This window comes from Bacillus sp. JJ864, assembly GCF_036963045.1.
GTDB classification, from domain to species: Bacteria; Bacillota; Bacilli; order Bacillales; family Bacillaceae_G; genus Bacillus_A; species Bacillus_A pseudomycoides_C.
In genome coordinates this window covers 22608-42183 of the sequence record NZ_JBALLY010000001.1, presented here as the reverse complement: position 1 = coordinate 42183, position 19576 = coordinate 22608, and the positions used below count along the sequence as shown (strand labels likewise).

The window sequence follows — 19576 nt, the reverse complement described above, 5'->3', positions numbered from 1 at the left end:
GCTTCTATGCATGGCCAGACGCTCTCGTCCCCTTAAAAAGAAAGAGGGTTTTTTTATTTATATGGGTACGAATCATACAATGTTATTAGCATAATATAAACAGAATATCAACATTTGACTTCCTCTGCCCGTCTTTGTATGATAATAAAGTTGTTTTAGGCAAGCCTTCTCAGTAGGTTAGAAATGTTGTAAAATAGACATGATATGAACATGCTGATTAAGGGGATATGATTTGTAACTTTTGTAAGAAGGGATAAATTTCATGTTAATTCGTTTTAAAAAAAGTTATGAAAAAATTGCAATGGGACTTCTTTCTTTTATGCCAATGGAAAAAGATATAAAGCGATTGCAAGCGACGATGAAGGATTATGAACAAATTGATAATTGGCAGCTTTACTTATGGAAAGAAGATGAAGCGATTGTTGGGATTATCGGGACGGTAAAACAAGCAGAGGATGTATTAGAAATACAGCATATTAGTGTGAATCCTTCACATCGTCATGCTGGAATTGGAACAAAAATGGTGCAAGAATTACAAATTATGATGCCGGATATTACGGTATGCGGAAATGACCAAACATCTAGTTTTTGTGAGAAATGTAAAGAAATTGAACAGAACGTGTATTAATAAAAGCAGAGATAACATTATCCCTGCTTTTTCTTTTTTAATTGCATATTTCGTTCGGCGATCACATCTTCACGATTGCGACGGGAGTGTTTATGAATAATGTCCTCGCTTGGTGTGAAAGAAGTGTCTTTCCAAGGAAATCCTTTCGTTTTGCATAATTGTATACATATGTTTTCTAAATTCGAATCAGCAAACGGGAGAAATAATGTTGTATAAGATTCATGATTTTGTATGATGTGCAAGCGCTCGTCAAGAAGCAATAGTAGTTTTGAATAGTTTAAACCTAATGCCTCTATATGCTGTTTTTCATTTTGTAAAATGAATAGCGCACTTTTCATCATTTTCTGGGCGCCTTTCCAATTACAGCGTCTATGGTGATATAAAGCGACGGCAATTTGGATAAGTCCAACCCAATGCTGTTCTCGCTCTCCGCGTGGTTTTGCCTTCCAATGTTCTTCTAAAACTTCGTGACATTCAAAGTAATCATAATCACTATGAAAATGAATTAAAAACTGTATGTATGCTCCGTGATACATGCTTTTCACTCCTATTCTAAGCAGCGTTGTATATAGTGTAGCATAAATATAAAGCGACTAGAGAGTGCTCTAGTCGCTTTATGTCAGTTAGCAGAAACAAGCTGCGCCGACAATAATTAATAAAATAAACAACACAACTAGTAGAGCAAATCCGCCGTGGAAACCTCCAGAAATATGCTGTCCCATAGTTTGTAACCTCCTACAATGTACTCATTACACTGTTATCATATGAAGGGGATGGGCATTGTGGCCTAGGTATACGTCTATTTTTAATTAATTTTTTGAAAAAGGTTGGATAGTGTATGAGTATGCACTATACTTAGGATGTTACAGAAAAAATGTGGTGGGATGATTTGTGCAATATAATTTTAAAGTTGAGGCATTTGAAGGCCCTTTAGATTTATTATTACATTTAATTAATCGTTATGAAATTGATATATATAACATTCCTGTAGCGGAAATTACAGAACAATATTTATCATATATCCATGCGATGAAGGAATTACAGCTTGATGTTGCAAGTGAATATTTAGTTATGGCTGCGACGCTATTACAAATTAAAAGCAAAATGTTGCTTCCGAAGTATGAAGAGGATGTAGAGGATAGCAGTGAAGAGTTTATCGAAGATCCTCGACAAGAATTAATGGAGCGCTTAATTGAGTATAAGAAATACAAGCAAGTTGCTACTCAATTAAAAGAGAAAGAACAAGAACGAGCGCAGTTATATACACGGCCACCTCTTGATTATATGATGTTTCAAAAAGAAGAGGATGAAAAGCTGCCGATTGACGTTACGTTATATGATATGTTAGCAGCGTTTCAAAAGCTCATGCGTCGAAAGAAAATACAGCGCCCAGTAACGGCTACAGTTACTAGGGAGGAAATCCCCATTGAACAAAGAATGGAAGCTGTTTTAAAGCAATTGGACCTTGCAGGCGGTCGCCAAAGTTTCTATGATTTATTTGTAGATGATAATCGAGATATGGTCGTTGTTACATTTTTAGCAATTTTGGAACTCATGAAACATCAGAAAATTGTTATTGAGCAAGAGCATAATTTTGATGAAATCTTTTTAAAGAAACAATAGCTGTAATCTTTGACCGAACGCAATATATTGATGTTCGGTCTTTATGACGTATATGGAGATAAAGAATGTGAGAAAGGAGCTTTTAGCGTTGGATAGACAAGAACAAAAGGCAGTTATAGAGGGACTGCTATTTGTAGCAGGAGATGAAGGAATCTACCCAGAACAAATTGCAAAAGTATTAGAGGTAGAAGTGAAAGAGATAATAAAGCTTGTAGAAGAACTGCAGGAAGAATATGAACAATTGAACCGAGGTTTGCAAATTGTTCAATTTGCAAAAGTATATCGTTTTACAACGAAAAAAGAGCACGCCCCGTATTATCAAAAATTGATGGATGCACCAACAGCTGCATCTTTATCGCAAGCAGCGTTAGAAACATTAGCGATTATCGCCTATCGCCAGCCAATTACAAGAACAGAAATTGAAGAGATTCGCGGTGTGAAAACAGATCGAGCCCTGCAAACGCTTGTATCTCATTTATTAATTAAAGAAGTAGGACGTGCAGAAGGGCCGGGACGTCCCATTTTATACGGCACAACAAAAGAATTTTTAGATACATTTGCATTACAAACATTAGATGAACTACCTTCTCTATCAGAAGACGGAGAAGGAATGAATGAAGCGGATTTATTCTTTGGTTCTTTACAAGAAATTTCGAAGTGAAGCTTGGCATTTTGCCAAGCTTTTTTTGTATATGAAATCCAAGCTGCGTCATACTAAATAGAAAAAGGAGAAGGTGTATGAAAGATGTGCGTATCGCTCTTTTTCTATTTGCAGCAATATTATGTATAACTTTAAATAGTGCATCCCCTACGCGTCAGTATGCTTCTATACATACGGCTTCCTCCTTTTCAAGTCAGCGTACGCATTTAGGTAAGATGACGGTAAGTTTTTTAAGAGTTGGACAAGGAGACGCAACAATTATTTCTTTACCGAACGGGAAAACAATTTTAATTGATGGTGGACCGTATGAAGCTGGGGAACCTATTATTGATAAATTAATGAGAAAAGGAATTAAACGTCTAGATGTTGTCATCGGTACACATCCTGACATGGATCATATCGGAGGGTTAATTCCAATTATTGAACAAATGCCGGTTGCGCTTGTGCTAGATAGCGGGAAATTATATAGTTCGTTTACATATCATACGTATATAAGAAGCATTAAAAAAAGAGGAGTTCCATTTTTACGTGTAAAAGAAGGACAATATATTCCCCTGGATCCTCATATTGCTATTCAAGTATTAAATGATGGTAAATCAAAACGAGAAAATAATGAGTCATCTATTGTATTGAAAATTCGTTATGGTAAGGCTGATTTTTTATTTATGGGGGATGCTGATACACACACAGAGGAAGAAATTATAAAGAAATATGATGTACATGCAGATGTATTAAAAGTTGGCCATCACGGTTCATATACATCAACGAGTGAACAGTTTATAACGGCTGTTGCGCCGCAATTTGCTATTATTTCATATGACAAAAAAAATCCGTACGGTCATCCTCATCGAAGTGTGATGAAACGTTTAAATCGGCATGGTGTCACTGTACATACTACTATAAAAAGTGATGTTGAAATTGAAACAGATGGTGAGAACATTACTATTCAGCATAAGCTACCTTTACCGCTGTTAAAGTAATATAAGTATAATGCAGTGACGTTCTACAGTTTTTCTTGATATCCATTTAATAAAACGTGTTTATGTATTATATAATGTAGTTTTACGAGTGTAGTTGCTTGCTTTGTTTATACCGTCTGTTAAAAGTCTTTTTACAAAGCACCTTCAACAGACGGTATATGTTGTTAAAATAGTTCTGCAATTTGAATTTAGTTATAAAAATAAATAATGTAATTATCGACTTCTTCATCTATTGTAAATTTGGTCTTTTGAATAAACAATTCTATATATTATAATTATAGTAGGGAAAATAAATTATCTTTTTCTTATAGTATAAATTCACTTTAAATGTATAGACAACTACTCGTGTGTATATTATGATTGGGGTAGATAAATGAGTAATAATACAAGTGGGGATTACACGAGAAAGGATCGATGAAAATGAAAACGCAGGTTGTCATCAATGCCAAAATTTATACAGGTCGTGAAGTTTTAGAAAGAGGTTTTATTCGTTACACTGATCAAATTCAAGATCTGGGATTGATGGCTCAGTATGTACCGCAAGAAAATGAAACGATTCATGATATAAAAGGGAATATAGTCATTCCAGGCATGATTGATGTTCATATTCACGGTGGATACGATATTGATGCAATGGATGCAAATAGCGACGGATTAGTAACTCTTGGTAAACAGATGTTACAAGAAGGGGTTACAACTTTCTTTCCAACAACAATGACACAGTCTCCTGAAGCAATTGAAGCGGCGTTGAATGCTGCAAAAGAAGCAAAGGAAAAAGGTGCACATTTCGAATATATTCATTTAGAAGGCCCATACGTTTCAAAAAAACGTGCAGGTGCACAACCGCTGGAATACATTGTCCCTGCAAATATTGAGCAATTTAAACAATGGCAAAAAGTAAGTGGAAATTTAATTAAACTCGTAACATATGCTCCTGAAGAAGAAGGTGCGCGTGAGTTTGAACAATATCTTGCAGAAACAGGTGTTATCGGTACGATGGGACATACAGATGCAACGAATGAACAATTAACTGGTAGAAACATTACACATGCAACACATCTTTACAATCAAATGCGTGGTTTGCATCACCGTGAACCAGGTGCAGTTGGTCATGTGTTGTTAAATCCAGATGTAATGGTCGAAGTGATTACAGATGGCATTCACATTCATCCGGATATGGTGAAATTAGCCTATAAATTAAAAGGCCCGCAAAAAATGAGCGTCATTACAGATGCGATGCGTGCAAAAGGTTTAGCAGATGGATTATATGAACTTGGCGGACAACCAGTTATCGTAAAAGGTGGTAGTGCACGATTAGAAGATGGCACATTAGCAGGTAGTATTTTGAAAATGGATGAAGCATTGCGTGGCGTAATAGCGTTTACTGGATGCTCCATTGAAGAAGCTGTTCTTATGACATCAGTTAACCAAGCCGAGGAATTTGGTTTAGTAAATAAGGGGGCTTTAGAAACCGGAAAAGATGCGGATTTTGTTATTATGTCTGAGGATTTATACGTACAAGATACAGTTCGATTAGGAATTCATATGAAAGAGGGGGAATAAATGAATATCGTTGTTGTGAAAACGCCAGAAGAATTAGCAGAAGCAGGTTATAAAGTAATTGAAAAAATTGTAAAATCAAAAGAAAACCCAGTGTTAGGAATGGCTACAGGAAGCTCTCCATTAGGAGTTTATGCATTAATGAGAAAAAATAAACTTGATACAAGCCGTGTAACCACTGTAAACTTAGATGAGTACGTAAATTTACCATATGAAGACAAGAACAGCTATCATTATTTTATGCAAGAACAGTTGTTTAATCATCTTCCGTTTAAAGAAACTTATGTACCAAATGGAATGGCAGGCGATCTACAAGAAGAATGTAAGCGTTATGAACGTATTATTGATGCCAATCCAGTTGATTTACAAATTCTTGGAATCGGTGAAAACGGTCACATCGGATTTAATGAGCCGGGAACATCTTTTGATTCTGTAACTAATATTGTGAAGTTAACAGAATCTACCCGTCAAGCAAACCGTCGTTTCTTCGAAAAAGAAAAAGACGTGCCAACACATGCTATTACAATGGGAATTGGTAGCATTATGAAAGCGAAGCAAATTTTACTTGTCGCTTCTGGATTGAAAAAAGCAGAAGCAATGAAGGAAATGTTGCAAGGGGAAGTAAGCGAAGGGTGTCCGGCTACAGTTTTACAACGTCATCCGAATGTAACCGTAATCACAGATCAAGAAGCTCTATCTTTATGCAGTGAGGCGATTGCTGATGAACATCGACAAGTATTCACCATTTCCGATCTATTATCAGATTCAAGAGTGGGTGAAGCAACTAATTGAATACGGTGAATGGAAGCCGGGAGATAAAATTCCATCTGAAAATGAATTATGTGATAAGTTTGAAGTAAGTCGAATGACAATCAGACAGGCGATTAATAACTTAGTTGAACAAGGTTATTTATATCGAAAGCGTGGAATTGGCACTTTTGTACAACTTCCGAAAGTTGTACAAAAGTTGCAAGGTTTGACAGGCTTTACAGAGGATATGCTCTCTCGTGGAATGAAACCGAGTAGTGCGTTATTAAGCTTTCGCCTTGTTCCGGTTACTGCTAAAATAGCAGATAGGCTTAGAATTCAAGAGGGAGAATCGGTATACGAAGTAAGGCGTATCCGCTTAGCTGATGAAGAGCCAATTGCGTTTGAGACAACGTATTTGTCACCATCTCTTGTGAAAGATATTAATGAAGAAATTTTGCAGCAATCATTGTATGAGTACTTAGAAAAAAGACTAGGTTTTAAGCTAGTTCGTGCTACACAATCTATTGAAGCGTCTATTGCAACAGACGAAGAGGCAGAGCATCTTCATATACCGAAGAAAGCGCCAGTGCTTGTAATGAGACAATGGTCATATGCAGAGGATGATTTGCCCCTGGAATATGTGAAATGTATTTACAGAGGAGATCGTTATAAATTTATTACGAATATTTCACGCAATAAGTAAAAGTAGTGAAATAAAAATACGACTCATCCTTATAAGGAGGGAGTCGTATTTTTATGTTCTTCATTATAACGAAGAACATATTCAATCGCATCTTTGACAGAAGGAACAATATGTGATGCATGCTGCCTAACTTCACCGTCTGCACCAGCCATTGCAAAGCTATGATGTGTTAAAGCAAACATAGGAATATCATTATAAGAATCACCAATACAAGCTATTTCATTAGGTTGAATGTTAAATTCATTTAATAAAACAGAAATAGCGGAACCTTTGCTAATGTTTGGGGGCATTACATCTAAACATTGCTCGGCAGAAATAAAAGTACTTACTTTTCCTTTGAAATGTCCCTCAATTTGTTTTTGAAGAATAATTAAATCTTCTTTTGTACCACCGACTGAAATTTTATTTGGGAAAATTGTTGTATCAATTTTTTCGAGCAAGTTTGGTTCTTCAACGGAAGTCATTTTCACCTGCTTTTCGAGTTCATGAATAAATGGTGTTTTTTCCTCAATGTAATAATTATGTTCATCACTTACATAACGAAAGAATGGTTCTTTGTTTGTTATAGACAACAGTTCGGGTAAAATAGTAGAATCAAATGCTGCAGATAGTAGTTGTTTATTTTCGTGTGTATATACAAATACTCCATTCACACTAATTCGATGAAAGTTAATATCAACTTTATTCATTAAATCGGCAATCTCATTATCAAGTCTTCCAGATGCGAAACAAAGAATTATATTTTGGTCAGCAAGGCTACGCAGTGCATGTACATCTTGGGTATCGATTACACCTCCATGTTGCATCATTGTGCCATCAATATCGCTTATAAACATTTTAATCATACTATTTCTCCTTTCGATTAGACGTATGTCCTTACATTATACGCATCTCGTACATTCATGTCTAAAAAATGACATTTCTAAAATGGCAGATGTTTGACATTGACGAAAAATAAGATTGTTCTGTAACATGAAAGTAGACGTTTTACGCGCGGGGGTGGTGTTGTATGGATAATTGTCTCGAAATTAAAAAAGTTTTAAATAATAATGTTATTATTGCTGCTCATCCAGAACATGAAGAAGTAGTTGTCATTGGAAAAGGAATTGGGTTTGGGAAAAAAGTAAATGAGATGTTACAAACAGAACAAATTGAGAAAATGTTTGTGTTAACAAATGAACGTGAGCGCGAACAATATAAACTTCTTGTTCCGCATGTGAGTGAGAAGTTGATTGAATTAATGAACGATCTTATGTTTTATATTCAAGATCGAGTAGAAACACCGTTAAATGAGCATATTCATATTGCTTTAACGGATCATATTGCTTTTGCAATAAAGCGGTTAAAGCAAGGGTTTACAGTTGATAATCCATTTTTAGTGGAAACAAAAGTGTTGTATCCAAAAGAATATAAAATTGCAGAAGAAGTTGTAGAATTAATTAATTCCCGCTTAAATATTCATCTTCCTGAAGGAGAGATTGGATTTATTGCCCTGCATATTTATAGCTCTGTTACAAACTCTGAATTATCTTCTGTTAATCAAAATTCTAAATTAATTGCCCACCTTATTTCTTTAATTGAAACAAACTTACAAATCGAGTTAGACAAAGAGAGCATTCATTATTTACGTCTTGTTCGTCATCTGCAATATGCAATTGAACGGGTAAAGAATGGTGAAAAAGTGGAAGAATCACAAAATTTTGCAGATCTTTTAAAAGCTGAATTTCCAGAGTGTTATAATTTGGCTTGGAAACTTGTAAAAGTTATGCAAAAACAATTGCAACTGCCTGTGTATGATGCAGAAACGATTTATTTAACGATGCACTTACAGCGATTAATGAAGGTTGAACAAGTTTAAATTTTGTCGAAAATGTAAACGTTAAAAAAAGTTATTGAATCGCTTACAATTGTTATGTATAATCAATAGTACAAAGTTCTACTAAATTCGACAAATGAATAACAGTACACAAAGAAAACGTTTGCTTTAATTTGTGAACTTATTACGTATACCTATTTTTGACACGTGTTACTGATTCGATCAGGCATGAGTGGAGAAAAGTTAGGAATGTAAGCTAAAGAAAGGGACATACTACCCTTTGTATAGCTATCGTTCTATCTTTTTTTCCTCATGCCTTTTGGCGTTTGTCGAAAGTACCAATTATATAAGAGAGGAAGGATATTTATGTTTAAGAAGATCTTTGGTGTTCTTCAAAAAGTCGGTAAAGCGCTTATGTTACCAGTTGCCATTTTACCGGCTGCAGGGATTTTGCTTGGATTTGGTAATGCATTCCAAAACCCGCAATTAACAAATCATATCCCTGCGTTAAAAGCAGATTGGTTTGTTCTAGTTGCAAAAATTATGGAACAATCCGGTGACATTATTTTCGCAAACCTTGCACTATTATTCGCAGTAGGGGTTGCCATCGGGTTAGCAAATGGAGACGGAGTAGCTGGGTTAGCAGCATTCGTTGGATATTTGATTATGAACAAAACGATGAGCGTGTTCTTAGGAGTAGACAAGTTAGTTCAAGTAACAAGCAAAGCTGGAGATCCAATTAAAACTGGTTTTGCAGATCCATCTTATGCAAGTGTATTAGGCATTCCAACACTTCAAACGGGAGTGTTTGGTGGTATTCTCGTAGGGATATTAGCAGCATATTGTTATAATAAGTACTTTAATATTGAATTACCATCATACTTAGGATTCTTTGCTGGTAAACGTTTCGTACCAATTGCAACAGCAACATTCTCTTTAATTTTAGGGATTTTAATGTGCTTTATTTGGCCGACAATTCAAGGCGGTTTGAATTCATTCTCGCATCACATGATTGATACAAATAAAACACTAGCAGCATTTATATTCGGTTTAATTGAGCGTTCTTTAATTCCATTTGGATTACATCATATTTTCTATGCGCCATTCTGGTTTGAGTTTGGTCAATATACAAATGCAGCAGGTGACGTTATTCACGGTGACCAAAAGATTTTCATGGCACAATTAAAAGATGGTGTGGAGTTAACAGCTGGTACATTTACAACTGGTAAATTCCCGTTCATGATGTTCGGTCTTCCAGCAGCAGCGTTAGCGATGTATCATGAAGCACGTCCAGAAAATAAAAAAATAGCAGCTGGTATTTTAGCTTCTGCTGCGTTAACATCTTTCTTAACTGGTATTACAGAACCGATTGAGTTCTCATTCTTATTCGTAGCACCTGTATTATTTGGAATACATGCAGTATTTGCTGGTTTATCATTTATGACTATGCAAATTTTAAACGTTAAAATCGGGATGACATTCTCTGGTGGTTTAATTGACTTTATCTTATTCGGTGTATTACCAAACCGTACAGCATGGTGGTGGGTAATTATTGTTGGTCTAGTACTAGCAGTGATTTACTACTTCGGATTCCGCTTTGCAATTCGCAAATGGGATTTAAAAACACCAGGTCGTGATGTAGTATCAGATACTGATGTAGCAGGAACTGTAGAAGCAGGCGAACTTCCAGGTGAGATTTTAGTAGCACTTGGCGGAAAAGAAAACATCGCTTCTTTAGATGCTTGTATTACTCGTTTACGTGTGCAAGTAAAGGAACAAAAGGATGTAAACAAAGATCGTTTAAAAGAGCTTGGAGCAGCAGGTGTTCTTGAAGTTGGTAACAATATTCAAGCTATCTTCGGCCCAAAATCTGATACATTAAAATCACAAATTCAAGATATTATGGCAGGTCGTGCAGTGCATGTTAAAAAAGAAGCACCTGCGAAAGTAGAAGCACCTGTACAAAAAGATGCAAATGAAGTAATTACGATTCCAATTGAAGGTAAAATCTTACCAATTACTGAAGTGCCAGACCAAGTGTTTTCTGGAAAAATGATGGGGGATGGTTTTGCGATCGAACCAACAGAAGGAACAGTAGTATCTCCTGTAAATGGTGAAATTGTGAACGTATTCCCAACAAAACATGCAATCGGTATTCAATCAGAAGGCGGAAAAGAAATTTTAATTCACTTCGGTATTGATACAGTAAAATTAAATGGAGAAGGCTTTGAAGCGTTAGTTTCTCAAGGAGACAAAGTAACACAAGGCCAGCCGTTATTAAAAGTAGATATAGCGTTTGTAAAAGAAAATGCACCTTCTATTATTACGCCAATTGTTTTCACAAACTTACAAGAAGGACAAAAAGTTGAAATCAAAAAGCAAGGTAATGTCAAGAAAGGTGAAACAAACGTTATTGACATTCATTAAGATTTAGACGCAAAATGTTTATAATTATAATGGGCGATGTGGTTGACCGAGCATTGCCCATTATATACAATATAGATGATGTTATACTCACATCTAGACAACTTCAAATATACTGTAGTTTAAAGGAGATAGATCATTATGGAAAAAATCTTTAAAGTAACTAGTGACTCTGGAATTCATGCTCGTCCAGCAACTTTACTTGTAAACACTGCAAGCAAATTTGGTGCAGATATTAACTTAGAGTATAATGGCAAAACTGTAAACTTAAAATCAATTATGGGTGTTATGTCTTTAGGTATTCAACAAGGCGCAGAAATCAAGATTACTGCAAATGGTGATGATGCAGCTCAAGCAGTAGCAGCTATCGAAGAAACTATGAAAAACGAAGGATTAGGAGAATAATGACTCTTAACATTAAAGGGATTGCTGCATCAAGTGGTATTGCCATTGCAAAGGCATTCCGTTTAGAAAATCCTGAATTTAACCTTGTAAAGAAAATGATTTCGGATGAAGCTGCGGAAATCGCACGCTTAGAAGCTGCGCTTGAGAAATCAAAATCTGAATTAGAAGCAATTAAAAATCATGCTTTTGCTGAGCTTGGTGCTGATAAAGCTGCTATCTTTGAAGCACATTTACTAGTATTAAATGATCCAGAACTAGTAAATCCAGTGAAAGATAAAGTGAAAAACGAGAAAGTAAACGCTGAATTTGCGATGGATGAAGTTGCGTCAATGTTCATTACTATGTTTGAGAGCATGGATAACGAATATATGAAAGAACGTGCAGCGGATATTCGTGATGTGACAAAGCGTGTTATTGCACATCTACTTGGAATTAACTTCTCAAACCCTAGCACAATTTCTGAAGAAGTAATCATTATTGCAGAAGATTTAACACCATCTGATACAGCGCAGTTAAACCGTGAATATGCAAAAGGTTTTACAACTGATATTGGTGGACGTACATCTCACTCTGCAATTATGGCTCGCTCTATGGAAATACCAGCTGTTGTTGGTACAAAAGTTGTTATGGAACAAATCCAAAACGGCGATATCGTAATTATCGACGGTTTAGACGGAGAAGTAATTGTAAACCCATCTGAAGAAACACTTCGTGCTTATGAAGAAAAGAAAGCACAATTTGAAGAACAAAAAGCAGAATGGGCAAAATTAAAGAATGAAGCAACAGTTACAGCTGATAATCAACATGTTGAGCTTGTAGCAAACATCGGTACACCGAAAGATGTAAAAGGTATTATTGATAACGGCGGTGAAGGCGTTGGCTTATATCGTACAGAATTCTTATACATGGGCCGTGACAATCTTCCAACAGAAGAAGAACAATTTGAAGCATACAAATCTGTTCTTGAGGGTGTAGGAGAAGGTCAGCCAGTTGTTGTTCGTACACTTGACATTGGTGGCGATAAAGAACTTCCATACTTACATTTACCAAAAGAAATGAACCCGTTCTTAGGCTACCGTGCAATTCGTTTATGCTTAGAAGAACAGGATATCTTCCGTACACAACTGCGTGCTTTGCTTCGTGCAAGTGTATACGGCAACTTAAAAATTATGTTCCCGATGATTGCAACTCTTGATGAATTCCGTCAAGCAAAAGCAGTTTTATTAGAAGAGAAAGAGAAACTTGTACAAGCTAATGCAGCTGTTTCAGACGCTATTGAAGTAGGTATGATGGTTGAAATTCCTGCTTCAGCGGTATTGGCTGACCAATTTGCAAAAGAAGTAGATTTCTTCTCTATTGGAACGAACGACTTAATTCAATACACAATGGCAGCGGATCGTATGAATGAACGCGTATCATACCTATATCAACCATATAATCCAGCGATTTTACGCCTTGTAAAAATGGTTATTGATGCAGCTCATAAAGAAGGAAAATGGGCTGGTATGTGCGGTGAGATGGCAGGAGATGCTCTAGCAATTCCATTGTTAGTTGGATTAGGATTAGATGAGTTTAGTATGAGTGCAACATCTATTCTTCCAGCGAGAACACAAATTCGCAAACTTTCAAAAGTGCAAATGGAAGAATTAGCACAAAAAGCTTTAAACATGTCAACTGCTGAAGAAGTAGTAGAACTTGTAAAAAGTATTTAATGAAAAAACCTGGGACTGATTTGAAATCGGTCTCAGGTTTTTTTATACAATTTATTTTTTCACCTTGTATTCTTGTATAAATACAAGGTGAAAAAATGGCATAAAACCCCTTTCTTTTGAGGGGAGGACGAGAGCATCTAGCCGTGCATAGAAGCGGTCAGGGCCTTTTCCTGCCACAGGCGAGGTTTCAAATAAAGGGAGCAAGCGAGTATAGGTCATGTTGTAGTCTGCATAGCAGCGACTTATATGTCGGAAAATTAATATGGATTTATATATCTAATTGTTTTCGAGTCAATCAACCTGCAGTATAAATAAAACCAGGAAAGCTATTGCTTTCCTGGGAAGTGCTTACTTTTATTAGAAAGCGATAGCTACAACATCAAATGGGCAAACACGTAATAAACCTGAACCAGTAATGTTTCCTCCTGAGAAAAGTGCTACGCCATTTGAGAAGCCTTCAAATACAACGTTATTAAAAGTACCGTTATCTCTGATTGTTAATAGAGCGATTTGAGTACCGATTGAAAGATTTCTAAGAACGTTGCAAAAACGATTTCTATTACCAGTACGGCGGTCACCAGTACGGCGGTCGCTACGTAAACGGCGGTCGCTGCGTAAACCGCTACGGCAGCCATCAAATCCAAAACATCCTCCGAACATAATTCTCACCCCCTTCACATTAATAAGATATGCTCTAGGTACATGCTTTGCTTGGACGTAGTAAAGAATTTTTTTAGATTTTTTCCTATTTTTCAGGAAAGGAATAAATGTTTTAGGTAGATTGTTGTTATTCCTCTTATAACATATGAGAATAGGGAAATGAGAGTTTGGACAAAAAGCGGATATGTATATAAAAAAGACTGCCTCTTTTTTATAAAGGCAGTCTTTATATTTTTTTGCTTTTATATAAAACGATGATATATACAGGAAGTGCTAATAGTAATGGTACAAAGGAGCGAGAGGCATACTGATTAATTTCTGATTGAAGCGTTGTTTCTTTTGAAAACTGTAGCATCGCAATATTTGTCATATCCCCAACGAAGTACAGAAGCAGTACGGTGACTATGTAGCACAATATGGCGATAAAGCTTCCATATAAATTCAACGAAAATCCCTCATTTGTTATCAATTTGTTACTATTGTATCACAATTGTAACAAAAAAGCACCTTTAGATTCCAACTCGTTATTCTGGGGTAGTAATCCTCACTTAAGATTCAGAGAGAGGAAGATAGGTAGAGGATTACTGTTGTCATGTGTACAATTGGTGAGAGGTTCCATAAGTGAAGGATGAAAAAAACCTCCACTGATGGAGGTTTTATTTTGCCCATTCTGTTACTTGTTCTACGCTCATGCGTGGTGCTGGGTGTCCTGCTAATGTAGATTCACCGATTGTAATTAACATAATTGGAATGTAACGATTAGAAACGTTAAACTCCTCTATTAATGCTTGTGAGTTGAATCCTCCAATTGCACATGTATCCCAACCAGTTGCTTTTGCTGCAAGCATAAGTTGCATTGCTGCTAAAGATGCGTTTGAGAACGCTGCATCACGCGGGTATTGTTCACGTTGATATGCACTTTCAATATTTTGAGCTAAACGATTTTTTGCTTCTTCCTGCATAAGTCCTTGTTCTACAAGTGGACCGTATACAGAATCAACACTTTTATATGCTTCTAGGTCGCCTAATATAGCAACAACTGCAGAGGCATCTAGAATTTGTTGTTGATTATATGCGATTGGATGTAAACGACGTTGCACATCTTCTCCTTGGAATACAAGGAATTTCCAATGTTGTAGATTCCATGCTGATGGTGCTTGGCCAGCAGCTTTTAAAATGTCATTTAGTTCCTCTTTAGAAATTTCTTTTTCAGGGTTGAAAGCACGATTAGATGTACGTTCGTATAAAACAGTAAAGAAATCTTGCTTTGTCATTATAGTTCCTCCAAGCTTCGTTTCTAATTGTAAATCATTTCGAACGAAAAAAATGTTCTTTACTTACATTTTGTAAGTTGGTACTGTAAAAGGATATAATATATACATTTCTATTGTCAAGTCTTTTAAAAAAAGATATGGATAATAGAAGATATTCGCACAGACGTCTTATCTATTGTTGACATACAATAAAAAGATGAAACAGTGCTTTGATGGGTTTATATAACGTGAAACTGCCAAACGATGGTTTGTTGAACAAATCAAGTTCTTAAGAGTAACTCTGTAGTAGAGTGTAAGAATGGGATAAATGAAGTGAGTGAAGACCTAATGGTGCACATTCTACGTTTTTTGCTGGAACATACAGTTTTTCAAAATGTATTACAGGATCTTGATATGAATGTATTGTATATTGAAGAAGGGCATAACGATCGGCAGACAATTACAATGTTAAAGCCAAAGTGTATGTTTTTGGCACATAGTTTTAAAGAAGGAAAAATATTGTTTGAAAAAGTTCAACCGCAAATTGTCATTATATACATCTCGCAAGCTTCTCAGGTTGATTTTGTAAAAGAACTCTTCACTTCAGATAAATCGTTTATCATTGTATGGAGTGAAGAAGTAACATCTCAATTTGTTGACCTTATTAAACTTGGTATACGAAACATTGTATTATCTCCAATTACGCCGCAATCTGTACTTGCTGAAGTGCAAAAGAGTGTGTATGAGTTATCATTAGTAAAACAAGTCATGTTACAGCAAGAATTACTTCAAATGATATTTGATTTTCAGAATGATTTATTCCTTATTTTAGAAGATGATGAAATTATAGATTGTAATACGAATTTTTTGCGTTTTTTCGGATATGAAGATCTTATGTCATACCATGAGCATCATATGACATTTGCAGAACATTTTGCCCAGGAGAATGGGTATTACATTGCGGAAAATAATACAATGTGGATTGATGATTGCTTAACGCATTCAAGAAAAATTAAAATGTATAATGAGGTTGGAGAAGAAAGAGTATTCTTGTTACGTCTTGCTCCGTTACCAAATGATGTATCGAGATTTATCGCGACATGTACAGATATTACAGAGCTAGAAGAAGAATATAAAGAGCAAGAGCGTTTAGCAACAACTGATTCTCTAACAAATATTTATAATAGGATAAAGTTTCAAAGATTATTTTCAGAAGGTTGGGAAACAGCTATACGAATGAACCAATCATTTGCTCTTGTTTTATTTGAACTGGATAATTTTAAAAAAGTAAATGACACGTATGGGCATGATTTTGGAGATTTAGCATTGGTACAATTGACGGAGCTTGTAACAGCAAAATTACAGCCGCATCATGTTTTTGCGCGGTGGAGCGGAGAAGAATTTGTTATTTTTTTGTCTCAAACAACAGAAAAAGAAGCATTTCAAATTGCAGAATCGCTTCGTTTTTTTATTGAAACAAAAAAACTTTCTGGAATTTCAAAGATAACCGCAAGTTTTGGTGTCGCTGCATTTGAAAATGGAATTTCAAAAGAAATGTTAATGCACCGAGCAGATGTTGCATTATATGAAGCAAAGAAGAAGGGGAAAAATCAAGTTTGCTTATATCGAAAAGAAAAAATGTAATATTTTTTCGCAACAAATTGTTGCGATTTTTTTTTATTAACGGATAATGGGGAAGAGGGGGAGTAAATATTTAAGATGCGATGGAGGATTTTTAGGAATGAAGACGTTATGGAGCACAATTATTTTTTTACTTTCTGTTTTATTAGTAGGAAGCTATTTCTTTTTTAAAGTACCTGCTAAAAAAGAAGCACAATCAATAAAAACAACTGCCCCTGCTAATACAACGAAAGAAAAACCAAAAGAAAAAGAAATTGATTATACTACTGTTACCCAAAAATTAGATCAGTATCTAAAAGATAAACAATTTAATGGATCAGTCCTTGTTTCCTATCAAGGGCGTACAATCATAAATAAAGGGTATGGCTTTGCGGATGTTCAAAAACAAATTGAAAATACACCGCAAACAAAATATCGAATTGGTTCTATTACAAAAACGACAATTGCTGTATCGATTTTACAGCTGCAAGAACAAGGGAAGTTAAATATACAGGACAATGTACATACGTATATTCCATCTTTTCCTGCGAATAAAAATATTACATTATATCATTTATTAACGCATACATCAGGACTCCCTGAACACGGGAAAGGGAAAGTTAATGCGGCATCCCGACTTAATTTAGTAACGTGGCTTGGACAACAACCAACTGCTTTTCAACCGGGGCAAGGCTGGCTATATACAGATTATAATTATATGTTACTAGCTTATATTGTAGAAAAAAGCTCGGGACAATCTATAGCACAATACGTTACAGAGCACATCTTTATTCCAGCAGGAATGACAGAGTCAGGTATGGGAGAAGCGCCGGAAGGAGATGTAAATGTTTCAAAAGGCTATAAAAAGAAAGAGAATGAGCTTGTATTAGCCCCAAAATTAGTCATGAATTGGTTATATGGATGCGGTGAGATGTATACAACAGTACATGATATGCAAAAGTTAGACGAAGCAATTATGACAAGTAAGCTTATTTCGTCTGAAAGTTTAAAATTAATGTTAACACCACCCGCAGACAGAAAATACGCATTTAGCTTATATATATATCCAGATTATTATCACAATCATGGTGTACTTTCGGGATGGAATACATTTAATAACTTTAATTGGGATAAAAAACTATTTGTCACTGTATTTTCAAATGTGCAAAATGGAATTAATGATGAGTTTAATACCGAATTTCGCAAACTTGTGAGTGATTTGTTAGAAAAAGAGGAGATGAAAAAATGAAGCAGTTATTACCACCAACTTCTATTGGTTTTGTCGGTACTGGTGTTATGGGAAAAAGTATGGTGCGTCATTTACTAAAGGCAGGCTATACGGTGTACGTATATAATCGTACAAAAGAAAAAACTGCAGATTTAATTGAAGAAGGTGCACATTGGTGTGATTCTTCAAAGGAAATTGCAAAAACAGTAGATGTCGTAATGACTATGGTTGGATATCCGCATGATGTAGAGGAAGTATACTTTGGTGCAAATGGAATTCTTACTCACGCAAAACAAGGAACGATTACGATTGACTTTACAACATCAACACCAACTTTGGCGAAACGTATTTACGAAGAAGGAAAGAGCAAGGGGATTTATGTATTAGATGCTCCTGTATCGGGTGGAGATATTGGAGCAAAAGAGGGGCGTCTTGCAATCATGATTGGCGGAGACGAAGAAGTATATAAAGCATGTTTACCATTATTTGAACTGTTAGGAAAAAATATTATGCTGCAAGGAAAAGCAGGTAGTGGTCATCATACAAAAATGTGCAATCAAATTGCGATTGCATCTAATATGCTTGGTGTATGTGAAGCACTTGCTTATGCAAAAAAGGCAGGGTTACATCCGGAAAAAGTGCTACAAAGTATTTCTACTGGTGCAGCAGGCAGCTGGTCATTAAGTAATTTAGCACCTCGTATGTTACAAGGTGATTTTGAACCAGGATTTTACGTGAAACACTTTATGAAAGATATGAACATTGCCTTAGCAGAAGCAGAGCAACTTGGATTATCTGCACCTGGCTTAACTCTTGCAAGAGAATTATATGAGCAATTGATGCAAGATGGTGAAGAAAATAGCGGAACACAAGCATTATATAAACAGTACATAAAGGAGTAATTGTATGAGTTTAGAAAAGTTCGATAATATTATTCGCACAGTACAGTGTACAGAAACGACTTTTATTAATGACAAGCAACTAGCTGCGTTTAAAAAGAAGTATAACTTTGAACCGGTATTTGAATATGGCAGAGATGCAACAGGTCGTTATGTTATTCGAACAACGAAAGAAATGTTAGAAGAGATGGAATTTTATTTAGCACTAAAATATGAGCGTGATCTTATTGATTTATATATGAATGCAGAAGTAGACGGGAAATTTTATGTTTCGGTTAGCTATGGAGACGATGCGCTTCATTTACAGGAGCTGTTTCAATTTTTAGAAGAGAATAAATAAAAAGTCCTCACATGAGGACTTTTTTTATTTAGGAAAGGCTTGTTGCCCGGCGTGCTTTTTCAATTGGAAAGGGAATCACTTCAGCCATTCTGTTTCGAGTAAATCGTTTTGTGCGAGCATGACGTAATATATAGAAGGCAAACAGTATACCAACAGGAACCGCACCATATAAACCAAAAAATAAAGCGCTTACAGTAGATGCGACGAAACCAATCATACCAATTTCTAACTCATCCATAATAGCCCCCACGACAGCAGGTATAGCCCCGCAAACGACACCAAAAAGAATTGCTAAAATTAATTCCATGTATTCC

General features: G+C 35.7%; 22 protein-coding genes. 15 read left to right on the top strand and 7 right to left on the bottom strand.

Annotated features, from left to right (window positions below; genetic code table 11):
• The first annotated feature begins 262 nt into the window (after nt 1-262).
• A complete protein-coding gene (locus V7024_RS00250) occupies nt 263-628 on the top strand; it encodes a GNAT family N-acetyltransferase (protein WP_335514021.1) in 366 nt (121 codons plus the stop codon).
• A gap of 17 nt (nt 629-645) precedes the next feature.
• Here V7024_RS00250 and V7024_RS00245 read toward each other — a convergent pair whose 3' ends face one another.
• Both V7024_RS00245 and V7024_RS00240 read right to left on the bottom strand, forming a co-directional pair.
• Nucleotides 646-1164: a DUF309 domain-containing protein gene (locus V7024_RS00245; protein ID WP_335514018.1), complete on the bottom strand. Its 519-nt coding sequence runs from the start codon at nt 1162-1164 to the stop codon at nt 646-648.
• An 87-nt stretch (nt 1165-1251) separates the two neighbouring features.
• Nucleotides 1252-1338, bottom strand: a complete 87-nt coding sequence (locus V7024_RS00240; RefSeq protein ID WP_196810697.1) for a YjcZ family sporulation protein — start codon at nt 1336-1338, stop codon at nt 1252-1254.
• A gap of 181 nt (nt 1339-1519) precedes the next feature.
• On the opposite strand from V7024_RS00240, the gene V7024_RS00235 reads away from it, so the two are divergent.
• The 6 genes from V7024_RS00235 (at nt 1520) to V7024_RS00210 (ending at nt 6905) form a co-directional block, all read left to right on the top strand.
• Nucleotides 1520-2251, top strand: coding sequence for a segregation/condensation protein A (locus tag V7024_RS00235; RefSeq protein ID WP_335514015.1), 732 nt, complete (start codon nt 1520-1522; stop codon nt 2249-2251).
• A gap of 88 nt (nt 2252-2339) precedes the next feature.
• Nucleotides 2340-2912, top strand: coding sequence for an SMC-Scp complex subunit ScpB (scpB, locus tag V7024_RS00230; protein ID WP_098915159.1), 573 nt, complete (start codon nt 2340-2342; stop codon nt 2910-2912).
• A 77-nt stretch (nt 2913-2989) separates the two neighbouring features.
• The gene (locus V7024_RS00225; protein WP_335514012.1) at nt 2990-3892 is read left to right on the top strand and encodes a ComEC/Rec2 family competence protein; all 903 of its coding nucleotides are present in this window, start codon (nt 2990-2992) and stop codon (nt 3890-3892) included.
• 420 nt (nt 3893-4312) lie between these two features.
• Nucleotides 4313-5455, top strand: a complete 1143-nt coding sequence (gene nagA, locus V7024_RS00220) for an N-acetylglucosamine-6-phosphate deacetylase (RefSeq protein WP_335514154.1) — start codon at nt 4313-4315, stop codon at nt 5453-5455.
• A complete protein-coding gene (locus tag V7024_RS00215) occupies nt 5456-6244 on the top strand; it encodes a glucosamine-6-phosphate deaminase (protein ID WP_335514009.1) in 789 nt (262 codons plus the stop codon).
• Nucleotides 6174-6905 (top strand): GntR family transcriptional regulator, encoded by a 732-nt coding sequence (locus V7024_RS00210; protein ID WP_335514006.1) that lies wholly within the window; start codon nt 6174-6176, stop codon nt 6903-6905. The genes V7024_RS00215 and V7024_RS00210 overlap by 71 nt, the downstream gene beginning before the upstream one ends.
• Before the next feature lie 29 nt (nt 6906-6934).
• Here V7024_RS00210 and V7024_RS00205 read toward each other — a convergent pair whose 3' ends face one another.
• Nucleotides 6935-7750, bottom strand: coding sequence for an HAD family hydrolase (locus V7024_RS00205; protein ID WP_335514003.1), 816 nt, complete (start codon nt 7748-7750; stop codon nt 6935-6937).
• A 164-nt stretch (nt 7751-7914) separates the two neighbouring features.
• Between V7024_RS00205 and glcT the strand changes: the two genes are divergently transcribed.
• The 4 genes from glcT to ptsP all read left to right on the top strand — a co-directional run bounded on the left by glcT (nt 7915) and on the right by ptsP (nt 13262).
• Nucleotides 7915-8763: a glucose PTS transporter transcription antiterminator GlcT gene (gene glcT, locus V7024_RS00200; protein ID WP_335514000.1), complete on the top strand. Its 849-nt coding sequence runs from the start codon at nt 7915-7917 to the stop codon at nt 8761-8763.
• A gap of 324 nt (nt 8764-9087) precedes the next feature.
• Complete coding sequence (ptsG, locus tag V7024_RS00195) at nt 9088-11148, top strand: glucose-specific PTS transporter subunit IIBC (RefSeq protein WP_335513996.1); 2061 nt, start codon at nt 9088-9090, stop codon at nt 11146-11148.
• A 138-nt stretch (nt 11149-11286) separates the two neighbouring features.
• Nucleotides 11287-11550, top strand: a complete 264-nt coding sequence (ptsH, locus tag V7024_RS00190) for a phosphocarrier protein HPr (protein ID WP_020059386.1) — start codon at nt 11287-11289, stop codon at nt 11548-11550.
• Nucleotides 11550-13262, top strand: a complete 1713-nt coding sequence (ptsP, locus tag V7024_RS00185; RefSeq protein WP_335513993.1) for a phosphoenolpyruvate--protein phosphotransferase — start codon at nt 11550-11552, stop codon at nt 13260-13262. Before ptsH ends, ptsP begins: the two co-directional genes overlap by 1 nt.
• A gap of 357 nt (nt 13263-13619) precedes the next feature.
• Here ptsP and V7024_RS00180 read toward each other — a convergent pair whose 3' ends face one another.
• The 3 genes from V7024_RS00180 to V7024_RS00170 form a co-directional block, all read right to left on the bottom strand.
• Nucleotides 13620-13922: a DUF3915 family protein gene (locus V7024_RS00180; protein ID WP_335513989.1), complete on the bottom strand. Its 303-nt coding sequence runs from the start codon at nt 13920-13922 to the stop codon at nt 13620-13622.
• A gap of 226 nt (nt 13923-14148) precedes the next feature.
• Entirely contained in the window at nt 14149-14367 is a 219-nt protein-coding gene (locus V7024_RS00175) for a hypothetical protein (protein WP_028411060.1), read from the bottom strand.
• Between the two features lie 211 nt (nt 14368-14578).
• Nucleotides 14579-15196: a nitroreductase family protein gene (locus tag V7024_RS00170; protein WP_335513985.1), complete on the bottom strand. Its 618-nt coding sequence runs from the start codon at nt 15194-15196 to the stop codon at nt 14579-14581.
• Between the two features lie 330 nt (nt 15197-15526).
• Here V7024_RS00170 and V7024_RS00165 point away from each other — a divergent pair, with 330 nt between their 5' ends.
• From V7024_RS00165 to V7024_RS00150, 4 genes are all read left to right on the top strand, one after another.
• The gene (locus tag V7024_RS00165) at nt 15527-16819 is read left to right on the top strand and encodes a sensor domain-containing diguanylate cyclase (RefSeq protein WP_335514151.1); all 1293 of its coding nucleotides are present in this window, start codon (nt 15527-15529) and stop codon (nt 16817-16819) included.
• Nucleotides 16820-16916: 97 nt separating this feature from the next.
• Nucleotides 16917-18044 (top strand): serine hydrolase domain-containing protein, encoded by a 1128-nt coding sequence (locus V7024_RS00160; RefSeq protein WP_335513982.1) that lies wholly within the window; start codon nt 16917-16919, stop codon nt 18042-18044.
• Nucleotides 18041-18925, top strand: coding sequence for an NAD(P)-dependent oxidoreductase (locus tag V7024_RS00155; protein WP_335513979.1), 885 nt, complete (start codon nt 18041-18043; stop codon nt 18923-18925). The genes V7024_RS00160 and V7024_RS00155 overlap by 4 nt, the downstream gene beginning before the upstream one ends.
• Before the next feature lie 4 nt (nt 18926-18929).
• The gene (locus V7024_RS00150; RefSeq protein WP_098914545.1) at nt 18930-19262 is read left to right on the top strand and encodes a DUF3909 family protein; all 333 of its coding nucleotides are present in this window, start codon (nt 18930-18932) and stop codon (nt 19260-19262) included.
• A 28-nt stretch (nt 19263-19290) separates the two neighbouring features.
• On the opposite strand, the gene V7024_RS00145 is transcribed toward V7024_RS00150, so the two are convergent.
• The gene (locus V7024_RS00145) at nt 19291-19569 is read right to left on the bottom strand and encodes a hypothetical protein (RefSeq protein WP_306194015.1); all 279 of its coding nucleotides are present in this window, start codon (nt 19567-19569) and stop codon (nt 19291-19293) included.
• Nucleotides 19570-19576: the final 7 nt, after the last annotated feature.

Coding starts and splice junctions, on each gene's coding strand:
- ptsP (WP_335513993.1), top strand. CDS start 11,550: ATGACTCTTAACATTAAAGGGATTGCTGCATCAAGTGGTATTGCCATT.
- V7024_RS00250 (WP_335514021.1), top strand. CDS start 263: ATGTTAATTCGTTTTAAAAAAAGTTATGAAAAAATTGCAATGGGACTT.
- V7024_RS00180 (WP_335513989.1), bottom strand. CDS start 13,922: ATGTTCGGAGGATGTTTTGGATTTGATGGCTGCCGTAGCGGTTTACGC.
- V7024_RS00205 (WP_335514003.1), bottom strand. CDS start 7,750: ATGATTAAAATGTTTATAAGCGATATTGATGGCACAATGATGCAACAT.
- V7024_RS00150 (WP_098914545.1), top strand. CDS start 18,930: ATGAGTTTAGAAAAGTTCGATAATATTATTCGCACAGTACAGTGTACA.
- V7024_RS00145 (WP_306194015.1), bottom strand. CDS start 19,569: ATGGAATTAATTTTAGCAATTCTTTTTGGTGTCGTTTGCGGGGCTATA.
- glcT (WP_335514000.1), top strand. CDS start 7,915: ATGGATAATTGTCTCGAAATTAAAAAAGTTTTAAATAATAATGTTATT.
- V7024_RS00215 (WP_335514009.1), top strand. CDS start 5,456: ATGAATATCGTTGTTGTGAAAACGCCAGAAGAATTAGCAGAAGCAGGT.
- V7024_RS00245 (WP_335514018.1), bottom strand. CDS start 1,164: ATGTATCACGGAGCATACATACAGTTTTTAATTCATTTTCATAGTGAT.
- V7024_RS00160 (WP_335513982.1), top strand. CDS start 16,917: ATGAAGACGTTATGGAGCACAATTATTTTTTTACTTTCTGTTTTATTA.
- ptsG (WP_335513996.1), top strand. CDS start 9,088: ATGTTTAAGAAGATCTTTGGTGTTCTTCAAAAAGTCGGTAAAGCGCTT.
- V7024_RS00210 (WP_335514006.1), top strand. CDS start 6,174: ATGAACATCGACAAGTATTCACCATTTCCGATCTATTATCAGATTCAA.
- V7024_RS00155 (WP_335513979.1), top strand. CDS start 18,041: ATGAAGCAGTTATTACCACCAACTTCTATTGGTTTTGTCGGTACTGGT.
- nagA (WP_335514154.1), top strand. CDS start 4,313: ATGAAAACGCAGGTTGTCATCAATGCCAAAATTTATACAGGTCGTGAA.
- V7024_RS00225 (WP_335514012.1), top strand. CDS start 2,990: ATGAAAGATGTGCGTATCGCTCTTTTTCTATTTGCAGCAATATTATGT.
- V7024_RS00170 (WP_335513985.1), bottom strand. CDS start 15,196: ATGACAAAGCAAGATTTCTTTACTGTTTTATACGAACGTACATCTAAT.
- ptsH (WP_020059386.1), top strand. CDS start 11,287: ATGGAAAAAATCTTTAAAGTAACTAGTGACTCTGGAATTCATGCTCGT.